13 protein-coding genes are annotated in these 13985 nt (G+C 73.5%); all 13 read right to left on the bottom strand.

All coding sequences use genetic code 11. From position 1 onward, the window contains the following. Nucleotides 1–86: 86 nt before the first annotated feature. The 13 genes from E7744_RS01670 to E7744_RS01610 all read right to left on the bottom strand — a co-directional run bounded on the left by E7744_RS01670 (nucleotide 87) and on the right by E7744_RS01610 (nucleotide 13899). The gene (locus tag E7744_RS01670; protein ID WP_137772618.1) at nucleotides 87–1289 is read right to left on the bottom strand and encodes a hypothetical protein; all 1203 of its coding nucleotides are present in this window, start codon (nucleotides 1287–1289) and stop codon (nucleotides 87–89) included. Nucleotides 1290–1619: 330 nt separating this feature from the next. After that, entirely contained in the window at nucleotides 1620–2318 is a 699-nt protein-coding gene (locus E7744_RS01665; RefSeq protein WP_137772617.1) for a 3-oxoacid CoA-transferase subunit B, read from the bottom strand. 14 nt (nucleotides 2319–2332) lie between these two features. Next, nucleotides 2333–3094 (bottom strand): 3-oxoacid CoA-transferase subunit A, encoded by a 762-nt coding sequence (locus tag E7744_RS01660; RefSeq protein ID WP_137772616.1) that lies wholly within the window; start codon nucleotides 3092–3094, stop codon nucleotides 2333–2335. A 189-nt stretch (nucleotides 3095–3283) separates the two neighbouring features. After that, nucleotides 3284–4534, bottom strand: a complete 1251-nt coding sequence (locus E7744_RS01655; RefSeq protein WP_137772615.1) for a thiolase family protein — start codon at nucleotides 4532–4534, stop codon at nucleotides 3284–3286. A 50-nt stretch (nucleotides 4535–4584) separates the two neighbouring features. Next, complete coding sequence (pcaC, locus tag E7744_RS01650; RefSeq protein ID WP_137772614.1) at nucleotides 4585–5028, bottom strand: 4-carboxymuconolactone decarboxylase; 444 nt, start codon at nucleotides 5026–5028, stop codon at nucleotides 4585–4587. A gap of 83 nt (nucleotides 5029–5111) precedes the next feature. Next, entirely contained in the window at nucleotides 5112–5930 is an 819-nt protein-coding gene (locus tag E7744_RS01645; RefSeq protein WP_137772613.1) for an alpha/beta fold hydrolase, read from the bottom strand. 74 nt (nucleotides 5931–6004) lie between these two features. Beyond that, on the bottom strand, nucleotides 6005–7606 hold the full coding sequence (locus E7744_RS01640; protein ID WP_137772612.1) for a lyase family protein: 1602 nt from the start codon (nucleotides 7604–7606) through the stop codon (nucleotides 6005–6007). 225 nt (nucleotides 7607–7831) lie between these two features. Further along, nucleotides 7832–8473 carry a protocatechuate 3,4-dioxygenase subunit alpha gene (pcaG, locus tag E7744_RS01635; RefSeq protein WP_137772611.1) on the bottom strand — a complete coding sequence of 214 codons (642 nt, stop codon included), beginning with the start codon at nucleotides 8471–8473 and terminating at the stop codon, nucleotides 7832–7834. Continuing rightward, complete coding sequence (gene pcaH / locus E7744_RS01630; RefSeq protein WP_246858603.1) at nucleotides 8463–9176, bottom strand: protocatechuate 3,4-dioxygenase subunit beta; 714 nt, start codon at nucleotides 9174–9176, stop codon at nucleotides 8463–8465. Before pcaH ends, pcaG begins: the two co-directional genes overlap by 11 nt. 207 nt (nucleotides 9177–9383) lie before the next feature. Beyond that, nucleotides 9384–10598 (bottom strand): 4-hydroxybenzoate 3-monooxygenase, encoded by a 1215-nt coding sequence (locus E7744_RS01625; protein WP_137772609.1) that lies wholly within the window; start codon nucleotides 10596–10598, stop codon nucleotides 9384–9386. Between the two features lie 228 nt (nucleotides 10599–10826). Next, nucleotides 10827–11732 (bottom strand): IclR family transcriptional regulator, encoded by a 906-nt coding sequence (locus E7744_RS01620; RefSeq protein WP_137772608.1) that lies wholly within the window; start codon nucleotides 11730–11732, stop codon nucleotides 10827–10829. 185 nt (nucleotides 11733–11917) lie between these two features. Continuing rightward, on the bottom strand, nucleotides 11918–12895 hold the full coding sequence (locus tag E7744_RS01615) for a DUF559 domain-containing protein (RefSeq protein WP_137772607.1): 978 nt from the start codon (nucleotides 12893–12895) through the stop codon (nucleotides 11918–11920). A 191-nt stretch (nucleotides 12896–13086) separates the two neighbouring features. Then, on the bottom strand, nucleotides 13087–13899 hold the full coding sequence (locus E7744_RS01610; RefSeq protein ID WP_371415388.1) for an ABC transporter ATP-binding protein: 813 nt from the start codon (nucleotides 13897–13899) through the stop codon (nucleotides 13087–13089). Nucleotides 13900–13985: the final 86 nt, after the last annotated feature.

Here is a 13985-nt window from a genome sequence, read left to right as displayed (position 1 = left end):
ACCGGACGAGTCCCCTGGGTCCGGACGGAAGGCGGTGGAGCCCGACGGCCCGCCGACGGGACCCTCGTGTTCCCCCCTGCCGACGGTCACCGCCGACGGCGGGGGACGCCGTGCTGCTCCAGCATCGCGACGAACCGGGGCCTGTTCGCCAGGTCCGCCCAGGTCCACCGGGCCATGCCGTGGCCGGTCCGGCGCACGGCGTCCTCGCGCCGCTTCTCCCGGACGAGGGCATCGTGGCCCACGGGCCCCGTGGCGCCGGGACGGGCCAGCCGCCCCGTGTACTTCACCAGTCCGTCGAACTCCCCCACCAGGCGGATGGCCTCCCAGCAGGAGTCGGTCCTCGCGATGAGCCCTCCCGTCACGGACCGCACCTCGTACTGGAGCTCGGGGACCACGAAGCCCTCCTCGTGGATGACGGCGCGGCTGAGCGACTCTCCCACGGACTCCGCCCGGGCGTCGGCGAAGTCCCATTGGGCGTCGAACCTGGTCCGCTGGGCACCCGTCCGCAACAGGGTCCGCGCCTGCGCCGCCACGGCCGCGGCTGCAGGATGCTTGCGCTTGATCGCGTCCGCGGCGGGCGTCCCGGTGCTCAGCGGCTCCGTGCCGAACACGGCGGCCATCGCCGCGGGCAGCGGGTCCACCCGGACGCGGCCCAGGACGGTCCCGTCGTCCAGGCGCACGCAGACCTCCGCGGGGCCGTCGAGGGGGAAGCGCCCCGCAGCGCCGGCGGGGGCCGCGGGTGCCATCCCTCCGTCCGCCAACACCCCCGCCTCCGCCGCCCGCGCGACCGCCCCGCTCGCGGAGACGGTCATCCCCGCCCCCGTCCCCTCCCCCGGCACGTTCCAGTGCCGCCGCACGAGGGGGAGCATCGGGACCCGGCCGTCAGCCTCCACCAGTCCCTGGGTGCCGAGCTGGGCGAGGGTGCGGAGGACGGCCTGCTCGTTGGCGTAGGGCGAGGGCTGCCTCGCGGTGCCGGCGTCACCGCGGTACGCCGCGCGGACGTGGAGGACCGGAACCGGGTCCACCACCGGGTACCCGAGGAGGTCGAGCGCGGTCGTCCCGCAGAAGGTGACGGGCCGCCGTCGGGAATCGGAGAAGGCGACCGCCGCCAGCCGGAACCGCTCGTGCCGGGGCAGGAGGAGCCACCGGCGGGTGGGGGCGTACCGGCCGGGGGCGAGGCGGACGAGGTCTCCCCGCTGCGCCCGGCGGGCCAGCATGCGGGAGGACCGGCCGCCGTCGTCCTCGGATCGTCGGAGCAGCAGCGGTTCCGGGTGGGCGATGGAGGTCACGCGCCCATGCTCGCCGGAACGCCCGGCCCGCGCGCGGGCAGTCCACAGCCTGTGGATACGGCCTGTCCGGGGCCAGGAGACTTGTCCGGGGTGGCACCACACCGGACAAGTCTCCTGAATACGGACCGGCGCGGGGATGCGGCGCGAAGGGCGGGGCACCACGGTGCAGGGTGGCGGGGCACCACGGTGCGGGGGGCGCGGCCAGGACGGCGGCCGGTCGCGGGAGGCCCACCCCGGGGGCCAGGCGACCGGACGCCGACGGCCGGCCACCTGCGGGAGGTGACCGGCCGTCGTCGGGACGGGCCAGGGGCCCGCGGCAGGCTCAGCGGATCAGGCGCCGGCCTTCTCGAAGCGCACGCCGGGGTGCTGCTCCTGGAGCTCCTCGAAGGTGATGCCGTGCAGCTCGCGCACGGTCACCACGCCGGAGGGATCCAGCAGGAAGACGCCCTTGTCCGCGTAGATACGGGACACGCAGCCCACGCCGGTCAGCGGGAAGGTGCACTCGGGCAGCAGCTTCGGGTCGCCCTTCTTCGTGAACAGGTCCATCATCACGTAGGTGTCCTTGGCGCCGATCGCCAGGTCCATCGCGCCGCCCACGGCCGGGATGGCGCCGGGCTTGCCGGTGGACCAGTTGGCGAGGTCGCCGGTGGCGGAGACCTGGTAGGCCCCCAGCACGCACACGTCCAGGTGGCCGCCGCGCATCATGGCGAAGGAGTCGGCGTGGTGGAAGTAGCTGGCGCCGGGCAGCTCGGTCACCGGGATCTTGCCGGCGTTGATGAGGTCCTCGTCGACCTGCTCGCCGGTGGCCTGCGGGCCGAAGCCGAGCATGCCGTTCTCGGTGTGCAGCGTGACCTTCTTCTCCGGGGAGAGGTAGTTGGACACGGTGGTCGGCTGGCCGATGCCCAGGTTCACGAAGGAGCCGGGCGCGATGTCCTCGGCGATGACCTGGGCCAGCTGGTCCTGGGTCAGCGGGGTGTCAGTGCTGCGGAACGCCTGGACGTCCGCAGTCTCGGTGGTCTGCTCGCTCATCTCGCTCGTCCCCTTCACTTCTCGGCGGCCAGCTCGGCCGCGGTCTTGGTGGCCAGGCAGGGCTTGGGCTTCCCGGCGGCCAGGGCCTCGCGCTCCTCGCGCTCCTTCACGCCCGACTCGGTGGGGATCCCCACGACCGTGTCGACGTAGATGCCCGGGGTCACCACGTGCTCCGGGTTGATCGGCTCGTCGAGGACCTCGTCCACCTGCACGATCGTGTGCGCGGCGGCCGTGGCCATGACCGGGCCGAAGTTGCGGGCGGTCTTGCGGTAGACCAGGTTGCCGTACGGGTCGGCGGCGTAGGCCTTGATGAGGGCGAAGTCGCCGCGGATCGGGGACTCCAGCACGTAGTGCTTGCCGTCGATCTCGCGCACCTCCTTGCCCTCGGCCAGCTGCGTGCCGTAGCCGGTGGGGGTGAAGAAGCCGCCGATGCCGGCCCCGGCGGCGCGCATGCGCTCGGCCAGGTTGCCCTGCGGGACGAGCTCGAGCTCGATCTCCCCGGCGCGGTAGGCCTCGTCGAAGTGCCACGAGTCCGACTGGCGCGGGAAGGAGCAGATGATCTTCGCGACCCGCCGCTCCTTGATCAGCAGGGCCAGCCCGGCGTCGGCCTGGCCGGCGTTGTTGTTCACCACGGTCAGCCCGGTGGCGCCGGACTCCATCAGCGCGTCGATCAGCTCCATCGGCTGGCCGGCGTTGCCGAATCCACCGATCAGCACCGTGGCGCCGTCGGTGATCCGGGAGACGGCCTCGGCGGCCGTGTCCACGAACTCAAGCATCGTTCCTCCTTCAGGAAGGGGTTGTCGTATCAGGTCGGGTCTGGTCTGCGGTCCGGTCCGTCCCGGTTCCCGACGCCGGCCGGTGCCGCGCGCTGGGAGGCGCCGGCCGGCGTCGGGCCCCTGCGCGGTCACTGTGCGGGCAGAACGAACCGGTGGGTTCTGCCCGCACAGCGCGGGGCGGGGCCCGGGTCAGCGGGCGTTGACGTTCTCCAGCACCACGGCGAGGCCCTGGCCCACGCCGATGCACAGGGCGGCCACGCCCCAGCGCTCTCCGGACTCCTCGAGCCGGCGGGCCAGGGTGCCCAGCACGCGCGTGCCGGAGGCGCCCAGCGGGTGGCCGATCGCGATGGCCCCGCCCCACGTGTTGACGATGGACAGGTCCACGCCCCACGCGTCGGTGCAGGCCAGCGACTGCGCGGCGAAGGCCTCGTTGAGCTCGACGGCGGCGACGTCGTCCCACGTGATGCCCGCCCGCTCGAGGGCCTTGTTCGCCGCGTCCACCGGGGCGTAGCCGAAGTACTGCGGCTGGTTGGCGGCGGCGCCGCGGCCGGCGATGCGCGCCAGCGGCTGCAGGCCCAGGATGTCCGCAGCCTTGTCCGAGCCGAGCCAGGCGGCGGAGGCGCCGTCGTTCATGGGCGAGGAGTTGCCGGCGGTGACCATGCCGTTCTCCTTGCGGAACACGGTGCGCAGCCCGGCCAGGGACTCGGGGGTGGAGTCCGGGCGGATGGTCTCGTCCCGGGCCAGGTCCACGTCCGGCACGGCCACGGTCAAATTGGCGTACTTGCCCTCGTCCCACGCCTTGGCGGCGAGCTGGTGCGAGTTCGCGGCGAACTCGTCCATCCGCTCGCGGGTGATGCCGTACTTCTCGCGCAGCTGCTCGGTGGCCTCGCCGAGGGAGACCGTCCACTCCTTGGGCATGTTGCGGTTCACCAGGCGCCAGCCGAGGGTGGTGTTGGCCAGCTCGAGGTTGTGCATGGGGAACGGGCGCTCGGTCTTGGGCAGGACCCAGGGGGCGCGGGACATGGACTCGACGCCGCCGATGAGCATGACATCGGCCTCGCCGGTGTTGATCTGGCGCGAGGCGATGATCGCCGCGTCCAGGGAGGACCCGCACAGCCGGTTCACGGTGGTGCCGGGGATGGAGGTCGGCAGCCCGGCCAGCAGGGTGGCCATGCGGGCGATGTTGCGGTTCTCCTCGCCGGCGCCGTTGGCGTTGCCGAAGACGACCTCGTCGATCCTCGCCAGGTCGGTGTCCAGGCCCGTGCCCTCGGTGTCCGGGGCGTCCGGCAGCAGGCCGGCGAGCTTCGGGGAGCGCTTCACGGACTCGCGGACCACCACGGCGGCCAGGTCGTCCGGGCGGGTCTTGGCCAGCGCGCCGCCGACCTTGCCGAAGGGGGTGCGGACGGCGTCGTAGATGTAGGCGTCAGTCTGGGCAGTCATCGTGCTGTTCTTCTCTCTCGGTCGGGCGGGGGTGCTACTGCAGGGCGGGCCTAGAGCTCCTTGCCGGCGGCGAGGTCCTCGTCCACCTGGGCGAAGACCTCCTGGGCGAGCTTGAACGCGATGTTGGCCGCGGGGACGGAGGAGTAGATGGCGGTCTGCAGCAGGATCTCCTTGATCTCCTCGCGGCTCAGGCCGTTGCGCAGGGCGGCGCGGAGGTGCATGGCCGCCTCCTCCCAGTATCCCCCGGAGACCATCGCGGAGATGGTGACCGCCGAGCGCATCCGCCGGTCCAGGCCCGGGCGGGTCCAGATGGTGCCCCAGGCGTAGCGCGTGATGAGGTTCTGGAAGTCCTCGGTGGTCTCGTCCTTCCTCTCCTCCGCCCGGTCCACGTGGGCGTTGCCGAGCACCTCGCGGCGCACGGCCATGCCGGCGTCGAGGACCTCCTGGCTCGTGGCCGTCATGTCGTGGCCGATGGGCCGGGTGTTCTCGCTCATGGAAGCTCCTGTTCCTGGATCCCTGACCGGATCCTTGCCATGGTCCGTGCCTGGACCCTCGGGGTGACGGTGGGGCGCCGGGCTCAGCGGGCCCGGTCGGCGCCGAAGTGCTCCTTGAGGACCCGCGCGGTGCCCTCGGGGTCCTCGGCGGGGGCCTGGTGCGCCACGTGCTCCAGCACCACGGCGGTGCCGTGCTGGACGCCCGCGGCGGTCTGCTCGGCGACCTCCGGCGGGCAGACTTCGTCCACGGCGCCGTTCAGGGCCAGGATCGGCGTGGAGATCTCGCCGAGGCGCTCGCGCACGTCGAAGTCCGCGAGGGCCTCGCAGATCCGCGCGTAGGAGAAGCGGTCCGCCTCCTGGAGGGTGTGCAGCAGGCGCGTGGTGCGCTCGGGGTGCTTCTCGATGAAGCCCGGGGCGAACCAGCGCTCGGCCGAGCCGGCGACCATGGACGGGGTGCCGGCCTTCGCCACGAACTCGGCGCGCTCCCGCCAGGCCTGCGGCTGGCCGATCTTCGCCCCCGAGCAGACCACGGCGATGCCGTCGAACAGCTCGCCGTGGTCCAGCCCCAGCTGCAGGGCCACCTCGCCGTTGACGGAGACCCCGGCGTAGTAGACCTTCGAGCCGGCCGGGATGGTCCCGGCGGTGTGCTGGGCGCGCACGAGGTCCGCGACGGCGTCCGCCAGGTCCGCGATCGACAGCGGCTCCGTGTGCGCCGGGGACTGGCCGTGCCCGGGCAGGTCCCAGCCGATGACCTGGAAGCGGTCGGCGAGATCCGTGGCGGCCTCGCCCCACAGGGCCTGGACGCCCGTGCCCAGTCCGGCGCCCACGAACAGGACGTCCTTCTCCGGGGTGTCCTCCCCGTCCCCGCTCAGGCGGATGGCGGTGATCTCGGGTGTGCTCACGTCTGCTCCATTCATCGGTCGTCGGGTGTCGTCACGTCGTCGGTCGTCGGGTGGTCGGTCGCGGCCGGGCCGGGTCAGTCGGCGCCGGCGGCGGGCCCGGCGGTCCCGCGGGAGGGGGCCGCGAGGAAGGGACCGGCCGCGGCGACGATCCGGTCCACGAGCGCGCCGGCCTCGCCGGTGTAGTTCGCCGGGTCCAGCAGTCCGTCCAGCTGCTCGTCCGTCACGGACGCCGGCAGCTCCTCGCGCAGCAGGGTGCGGAAGTCGGGCTCGTCCGGGCCGCCGGCGAGGCTGCGGTCCACGATCGCCTGCAGCCGCGCCTTGCCGGAGCCGGGCGCCCCGCCGGCCTGCTCCTGCAGGACGGGGGCCAGCTCGGCCATGAGCCGCTCGGAGACCAGCAGCGGCCCCACCCGGTGCAGGTTCTCGGCCATCCGCCCGGTGTTCACGCGCAGCCCGGAGACGAGCTCGTCGGTGCGCGCGGCGGCGCCCCCGGCCAGGCGCATCAGCTGGCGCAGGGCCGGCCACTCGGCGTGCCAGCCGCCGTCCGGACGCTCCTCGTTGGCGGCGCCCGCGGCGGTGAGGACCTGGGCCAGCGCCCCGGGGGCGGCGAGGGCGCCGGAGTGGACCAGCACCGAGAGCACGGGGTTCTGCTTGTGCGGCATCGCGGAGGACCCGCCGCGGCCGGCGGCGAGCGGCTCGCCGAGCTCGCCGTTCTCGATCCGGGCGGAGAGCAGCACGTCGTTGGCGATCTTCCCGCACGCGGCCGCCACGTCGGCCAGGGCCGCGGCGATCCCCGTGACGGGCATGCGGTTGGTGTGCCAGGGCCCGGCGGGGGCGGACAGCCCGAGCCGGCCGGCGAGGCGCTCCACGAGGGCGAACACGTCCGTGCCGGCGTCGAGGGTCCCGGCGCGGTGGGCCCTCTCCACGCGGCCGGCGAGGGCGGCCATGGTGCCGGCGGCCCCGCCCCACTGGAGGGGCGGCGCGGCGGTGGCGGCCTCGAGCCGCTCCCCCGCCTGGACCAGGGCGGCCAGCCAGCCGGCGGCGCGCAGCCCGAACGTGGAGGGCAGGGAGTGCTGGGCCAGGGACCGGGCCACCATGGGGGTGTCCCGGTGGCGCGTGGCCAGCTCCGCCAGGGCGGCGACGGCGGCGCGCAGGTCCGCGAGCACGGTCGCGGCCACCTGGGCGGACATCCGCATCATGGCGGTGTCCATGATGTCCTGGCTCGTGGCCCCGACGTGGATCCCGGCGCCGGCGTCGATCCCCGGGCCGGCCTCGCCCGACGAGGCCGGAGTCGCGGCCGCGGCCGCCTCGGCCGCGCGGGCCCGCATCGCCTTCAGGGCCGGGATCAGCGGGTTGCCGCCGGACTGCCCGGCGTGGGCGAGCGCGGCCAGGTCGTAGAGCGCGGGGTCCGCGGCCGCGGCCGCGGCGCGCGCGTGCGCCGCCGTCGTCATCCCGGCCTCGGCGAGCACCGCGGTCCACGCGGCCTCGACCTCGAGCAGGTTCCGCAGGTAGGCGGCGTCCGAGGACCGGGCCGCCGCGGTGGTGCCCGCGGACAGCGGGTCCAGCAGCCCGGCGTCGGCCTCCAGGGCCCGCACGGTGAGGGACTCCGGCGCGGTCCCGCCGGGGGCGTCCGGCAGGGGGGCGGCGGGGGTCTCCGGCAGCACGGCGGGATCGGTCATCGGGTGACGCACTCCTGGGGTTCGGGAACGGGGTCTGGGCGGCGGTCTGGGCGGCCGGGATCGTCTCTAGGCTATCCGCACGGACGGCCCGGGGGCCCGATGCGTCCGCAGAATACGGAGCGCACCGGGCCCACCGGGCCGGTGGTCGGCGGTGCCGGTGCCGTGCGTCACGGCCCCGGGCATCCGGCCCCTCGGACCGGCGTGCGCGGGGCCGCGCGGCGCGGCTCAGGCGTGGTCCGGGTACTCGATGCCCGGGAACTGCAGGAACACGGTCTCCTTCTCGCCCTGCAGGTGCACGTCGAACAGCAGGCTGCCGTCGGCCTGGCGCTCGGCGATCAGCGTGCCGCGGCGGTCGGCGTCCACGGAGGACAGCAGCGCGTCCTTCTCGAGGGCCTCGGTGTCCTCCGGCAGGTAGATGCGGGTGTGCAACTTGTTCAACAGGCCGCGGGCGAAGACCACGAGGTGGATGAACGCCGCCTTGCCCTCCTCGGTCGGCCCCGGGTTCACGGTGGAGAACGTGTAGGTGCCCACGTTGTCCACGGTGGCCCGGCCCCAGCCGGTGAAGGTCCAGCCGTCCCGCACGAGCGAGCCGGTCTCCTGCGGGATGTTGCCCTCGGCGTCCGCCTGCCAGATCTCCAGCATGGCGTCCGGGATCGGGTCCCCGTTGCCGTCGTACACCGTGCCGGTCAGGCGCACGGCATCCGGGCGGGCCGGGTTCACCAGGTGGTTGCCGTCGCGGAACGGCAGGTGGACCTGCTCGTAGCCGTCGGCGTACCCGAAGAACGGGCCGATGGTCTGGCCCGGGGTGGGGACGAGCCCCTCCTCGCCGGAGCGGGCCGCGTCCAGCTGGTTCTGATCAATGCGCATCGGTGTCGCCCTCCATCCAGGTACGGTTGCTGCCGCTCAGGACGATGTCCCAGTAGTAGCCGGTGTTCCACTCGTGCGTGGAGACGTTGTGGTCGTAGGTGGCGACCAGGCGGTCGCGGGCCTTCTGGTCCGTGATCGACTGGTAGATCGGGTCCAGGCTGAACAGCGGGTCGCCCGGGAAGTACATCTGGGTGATCATCCGCTGGGTGAAGTCCGTGCCGAACAGCGAGAAGTGGATGTGGGCCGGGCGCCACGCGTTGTGGTGGTTCTTCCACGGGTACGGGGCCGGCTTGATGGTGGTGAACTCGTAGGAGCCGTCGTCACCGGTGATGGTGCGGCCCACGCCGGTGAAGTTGGGGTCCAGCGGCGCCGGGTGCTGGTCGCGCTTGTGCACGTAGCGGCCGGAGGCGTTGGCCTGCCAGATCTCCACGAGCTGGTTGCGCACCGGGCGGCCGTCGCCGTCCAGGATCCTCCCGCGCACCACGATGCGCTCGCCCAGCGGCTCGCCCTGGCCCTGGATGGTCAGGTCGGACTCGAGGGTGTGCACGTCCCGGTGGCCGAAGGCCGGGGACCACAGCTCGATGGTCTCCGGGTCCGCGTGGTGCATCGACTTGGTGGGGTGGCGGTACAGCGAGCTGCGGTACGGCGGGAAGTCCACGCGCGGCTGGGTCTCCCCGGACGCCGAGTCGTGGATCTCCTTCATCTCCGCGTTGATGGTCTCCTGGGAGTCCTGGGTCGCCGCGGGGTCGAGCACGTGGCTGTTGGTGAAGCTCTCATCAGCCGAGGCGGCTGCCTGGTCCTGGCTCACGGGCTGCTCCTTTCGTGGTGGGACGGTGGGTGGGGCCGGTGGTCGGGGGCGACGCCGGCCCGGCGCCCGCGCTGGGCGGTGCCGGGCCGGCGTCGGGACCGGTCAGGCGTGCGGCCAGCCGGTGTAGGACTCGGCCAGGTACTGCTGGCCGTAGCGGGAGGAGGTGACGGTCTCGAGCTCGCCGAGGGCGCGCTTGGTCTCGAACGGGTTGGCGTCGGCGCGCGTGTGCAGCATGGACGTCATCCAGTAGGAGAAGTTCTGGGCCTTCCAGACGCGCTTCAGGGCGGTGTCCGAGTACGCCTCGAGCAGGTCCCGGGAGCCCGAGGAGTAGAAGGACTCCAGGGCGTTGAACAGCACCTGGACGTCGGCGAAGGCCAGGTTCAGGCCCTTCGCCCCGGTCGGCGGGACGGTGTGCGCCGCGTCCCCGGCCAGGAACATGTTGCCGTGGCGCATGGGCTCGCGCACGAAGGAGCGGAAGTTCAGCACGGTCTTGTCGAAGATCGGGCCGGTCTTGAGCTGGAAGCCGTCCGGGCCGTCCACGCGCTTCTGCAGCTCGGACCAGATCCGGTCGTCCGACCAGTCGTCCACGTTCTCGTCCGGGGCGCACTGGAAGTACATGCGCTGCACGGTCTCGGAGCGCTGGGAGATCAGCGCGAAGCCCTCCGGGGAGTTCGCGTAGATCAGCTCCGGCGAGGACTTCGGCGCCTCGGTGAGGATGCCGAACCACGCGAACGGGTACTCGATCTTGAAGTCCTGGTGGCCCTGGGCCGACCCCACCGCGCGGCGGCAGAAGGACCGGGAGCCGTCCGCGCCCACGAGGATGTCGCAGTGCACCTCGAAGACCTCGTCCGGGTTCGCGCCCGCGGAGATGTCCCGGTAGCGGAACTTCGGGGTGTCCGTCTCCAGGTCCAGGACCTCGGTGACCTCGGCCTCGAACCGGACGTCGCCGCCGTCGCGCTTCCGCGCCGCGGCCAGGTCCACGAAGACCTCGTTCTGGGCGTAGAGGGTGACGGTGGCGTCCACGAGCTCGGGGAAGTGCAGCAGGTGCGACTCGCCCTTGAACCGCAGGTCGATGCCCTCGTGCTCGTCGCCGACGGTCAGCACGCGGCCGTCCACGCCGGTGTCCGTCAGCATCCGGACGGCCTGCTGCTCCAGGATGCCGGCGCGGTGCGTGTTCGCGATCGTCTCGTGGTCGCGCTTCTCCACGACCACGTTGTCGATGCCCTGCTTCGCCAGCAGGTGGGACAGCAGCAGTCCGGCGGGTCCACCGCCGACGATGCCGACCTTGGTACGGGTGACCCGGGGGGTCTCGGCCATGCCAACTCCTTCGGTGTACGGAAGATGTACGGAAGTACGGGTTGCTTGGCTCCAGTGTGATCGAGCGTACAGCCCGGCGACGCCTCGATTCTCATCCAGTGAGAATCATGGCGCCCGCCGGGGGTGACGCGACGCACGTCCGGCGGGCAGGGCGGCGTCCGACGGAGCCGGGGCGAGGCCGGGGGCGCGGCCGGCGGAGCCGCGGGGGCCGGGGGCACCCCGGCGCCGTCACTCCCCCGGGACGTCGACGGGCGCGTGCACCGGCTGGACGGCGTCGGCCGGGTGCATGGCGTCCTGGGGGGACAGCGCCCGACTGATGCCGCGGGCGGCGGCGAGCAGCATGGGCGCCAGGCCGGGGCGGAACTCCGAGGACCGGGGCACCACCACGCCCAGGGCGGCGATCGTCTGCCCGTCCGGGGCGAGCACGGGCACCGCCACGCCGGTGGCCTCCGAGTCGATCTGCCCGTCCACCGAGGCCCACCCGCGCCGGCGGACCTCCGCGAGCTGGGCGCGCAGCTCCGGTTCCGTCGGGTTGACCACGCCGCGCGCGCTGCCGCGCAGCGTCCCCTGGCCGGGAGCGGACGCGCCCGCGATGGAGGCGCCGCCGTCGTGCCAGAAGTCGGAGAGCGGGGCGCCGAGCTCCGCGGCGTGCTCGGCGAGGAAGGACTCCGTGACGTGCCGCCGCGCGTGGGCGAGCAGCACGAGGCCCAGCGCCGTGGTGAAGGGCGGCAGCCGGCCGGCGATGGTCGCCTGGTTCGGCACCGCACCGCGCGCCGAGAGCCGCTCGAGGACGAGCACGCCGGCCGGGTCCAGCACGGCGATCTGGGTGTGCTGGCGCAGCACCGCCTGGACGTCGTCCATGTACGGCATGGCCGCCTGCCGCAGGGAGGTGCCGGGCGAGGACCGCGAGGCCAGCTCCCACAGCCGCATCCCGGGCCCGACGGCGCCGCCCTCCCCGCGCTCGAGCAGGCCCGCCGCGGTGAGCCGGTCCACCCACCGGTAGGCGGTGGGCAGCGGGATGGACGCCCGCCGGGCGAGCGCGGCGACGGACAGCGTGGAGCGCTCGGCGTCGAACGCGCCGAGGATCCGGATCAGCCGGTCCAGGGTCGTATCGCTCGCGCCGTGCTCCGCCATGGCCCCAGCCTAGTGATCGCGCCGCCCCGCCCCCGTCCGCCGTCCATCGCGTTTTCAGGGCATAACCGGTGGGTGCGCGCCGAGCCCCTGGCACTTTGCGGGCAATACCCACCGGTCGGTAATGCCCGCAAAGTGCTGGGGCGGAGCGGACCGGCGCGCCACGGGGCGGAGCGGACCGCCGCGCCTCAGGCGGAGGGCAGCGCGAGCGCAGCGAAGCGGCCCTGGATCCGACGGACCACGTCCCGCAGGTCGTCCCGCAGGTCCTGCACCGTGATGCGGATGACCAGCCAGCCGTGGCGGACGAACCACGCGTCGCGGCGGGCGTCGACCTCCTGCTGCGCGGGATCCCGGTGGTGGTCGCCGTCGTACTGCAGGGCGATCCTGGCCTCCCGGTACCCGAGATCGGCGGGATACCGGTCCGCGGGCAGGTCCGTGGCGTGGACCTGGAGTGCCGGTTCCGGCAGCCCCGCGGCCACCAGCGCGAGCCGCACCAGCGTCTCCGCCGGCGAGTCCGCGCCCACCCGGATGAGCGGCAGCGCGGCCCGGGCCAGCCGGACGCCCTTGAAGCGCCCCGTGCGCCGGAACACCCGTTCCAGCCGCTCGCGCGTCGTCCACGGCATCTCGCGCCTGCCCTCCACCCACGGATGCTTGACGAGGTGATCGCCGGCGGCCACGAGCAGGTCGTCCTGGCCCGGCCGGAGCAGCGAGGCGAGGTCCAGCCAGGTGCGCTCCGGCGTGGTGCAGGGCATCCCGTGGTGGACCACGACGTCGGCCGGGTCCAGCGGCCGGCGATGTCCCCTGGTCCCGGGGCGGCGACTGCGCAGCACGGGGCTCGGCCCCGTGACCTGTATGTCCGTCTCCTCCTGGAGCCACGGCGGCAACGGGATCCCGTAGACATGGGCCGCCGACTGGTGCGACAGGGCACCGCCGGTGGCCTCCAGCAGGGAGGCGAGGTGTCCGGGTGCCACCCCGTGGGGCGGCGGGGGCAGCCCGATCCCGGACCAGTCCCCCAGCGGGGCCGCCCGGGACCGGTAGAGACCGTGTCCGATGCGTTCGAGGTCGCCGGCCCGCAGCCGCCCCTCGGGCAGCCCGTCCGCCAGGGCCCGGACGCGGCTGAAGGGGGCGTGGAGGTACTCCTCGGGAAGGGGCCGGCGTCGTGACATGCGGCCAGCATGGCCGAGCGGGGCACCCACCCGGGCCGCGACCACCGGCCCAGGTGGACGACACGCCCGGCCTTCCCACACCCCGATGGCGCTTTGCGGGCAATACCCACCGGTGGGTATTGCCCGCAAAGTGACCCGCGGGTATTGCCCGCAGAGCGAGAGGGACCGAGCGGTGGGGACGGACCGGGAGGCTACTTCGCGATCGAGTCCTCGGGGCGGAAGCCCTTCTTGGCGAGCTGGATCTGCTCGTAGACGTGGTGGCGCAGCTCGGAGAAGCGCTGCGAGGAGCGGGTCTCGAGCTGGTCGCGCTCGTCCGGCAGGTCGATCAGCACGTCCTGCTGGATCACCGTGGGCGAGGACGAGAGGATGATGACGCGCTCGCCCAGGTAGACGGACTCGTCGATGTCGTGGGTGACGAACAGGACGGAGACGCCCAGCTGCTTCCACACGGTGCGGACGAGGTCCTCCAGGTCGGCGCGGGTCTGGGCGTCGACGGCGGCGAACGGCTCGTCCATCAGCAGCACCTCGGGCTGGTACGCCACGGCGCGGGCGATGGCGACGCGTTGCTGCATGCCGCCGGAGAGCTGCCACGGGTAGGACTTCGGCACGTGGGCCAGGCCCACGGCCTCGAGCGCGTTGTCCACGAGCTCGTCCCGCTTGGCCTTGTCCACGCCCTGGTTCTTCAGCGGCAGCTCCACGTTGTCCCGCACCCGCATCCACGGGAACAGGGACCGGCCGTACTCCTGGAAGACGACGGCCATGGACTTCGGCGGGCCGGTGACCTTCTTGCCGTGCAGCGTGACCTCGCCCGCGGTGGGGGCCAGCAGGCCCGAGATGCACTTGAGCAGCGTGGTCTTGCCGGAGCCCGAGGGGCCCACGAGGCAGGCCAGCTGGCCCTGCGGCAGGTCGAAGGTGAGGTTCCGGACGGCCTCGATGTCGCCGCCGTCCGTGTGGTACACCTTCTTCAGGTTCCGCACGGCCAGCATGGCCTCGCCGTCCGGCATGGTCCTGCCCACGGTCAGCAGGCCGTCCGGGGTCTCGGCCACGCCGCCCTGGGACGAGACGGTGCCGGCGGTCCCGGCGGGGGAGA

It is taken from the genome of Citricoccus sp. SGAir0253 (genome assembly GCF_005877055.1).
GTDB lineage: Bacteria > Actinomycetota > Actinomycetes > Actinomycetales > Micrococcaceae > Citricoccus.
The sequence above is the reverse complement of the archived record's forward strand: the minus strand, read 5'-3'. Positions and strand labels throughout refer to the sequence as shown.

What these genes read in the sequence shown, in the direction of transcription:
- E7744_RS01660 (WP_137772616.1), bottom strand. Translation starts at nt 3,094, where the DNA reads ATGCTTGAGTTCGTGGACACGGCCGCCGAGGCCGTCTCCCGGATCACC.
- E7744_RS01665 (WP_137772617.1), bottom strand. Translation starts at nt 2,318, where the DNA reads ATGAGCGAGCAGACCACCGAGACTGCGGACGTCCAGGCGTTCCGCAGC.
- pcaG (WP_137772611.1), bottom strand. Translation starts at nt 8,473, where the DNA reads ATGCGCATTGATCAGAACCAGCTGGACGCGGCCCGCTCCGGCGAGGAG.
- E7744_RS01610 (WP_371415388.1), bottom strand. Translation starts at nt 13,899, where the DNA reads ATGCCGGACGGCGAGGCCATGCTGGCCGTGCGGAACCTGAAGAAGGTG.
- E7744_RS01620 (WP_137772608.1), bottom strand. Translation starts at nt 11,732, where the DNA reads ATGGCGGAGCACGGCGCGAGCGATACGACCCTGGACCGGCTGATCCGG.
- E7744_RS01655 (WP_137772615.1), bottom strand. Translation starts at nt 4,534, where the DNA reads ATGACTGCCCAGACTGACGCCTACATCTACGACGCCGTCCGCACCCCC.
- pcaH (WP_246858603.1), bottom strand. Translation starts at nt 9,176, where the DNA reads ATGAAGGAGATCCACGACTCGGCGTCCGGGGAGACCCAGCCGCGCGTG.
- E7744_RS01615 (WP_137772607.1), bottom strand. Translation starts at nt 12,895, where the DNA reads ATGTCACGACGCCGGCCCCTTCCCGAGGAGTACCTCCACGCCCCCTTC.
- E7744_RS01640 (WP_137772612.1), bottom strand. Translation starts at nt 7,606, where the DNA reads ATGACCGATCCCGCCGTGCTGCCGGAGACCCCCGCCGCCCCCCTGCCG.
- E7744_RS01625 (WP_137772609.1), bottom strand. Translation starts at nt 10,598, where the DNA reads ATGGCCGAGACCCCCCGGGTCACCCGTACCAAGGTCGGCATCGTCGGC.
- pcaC (WP_137772614.1), bottom strand. Translation starts at nt 5,028, where the DNA reads ATGAGCGAGAACACCCGGCCCATCGGCCACGACATGACGGCCACGAGC.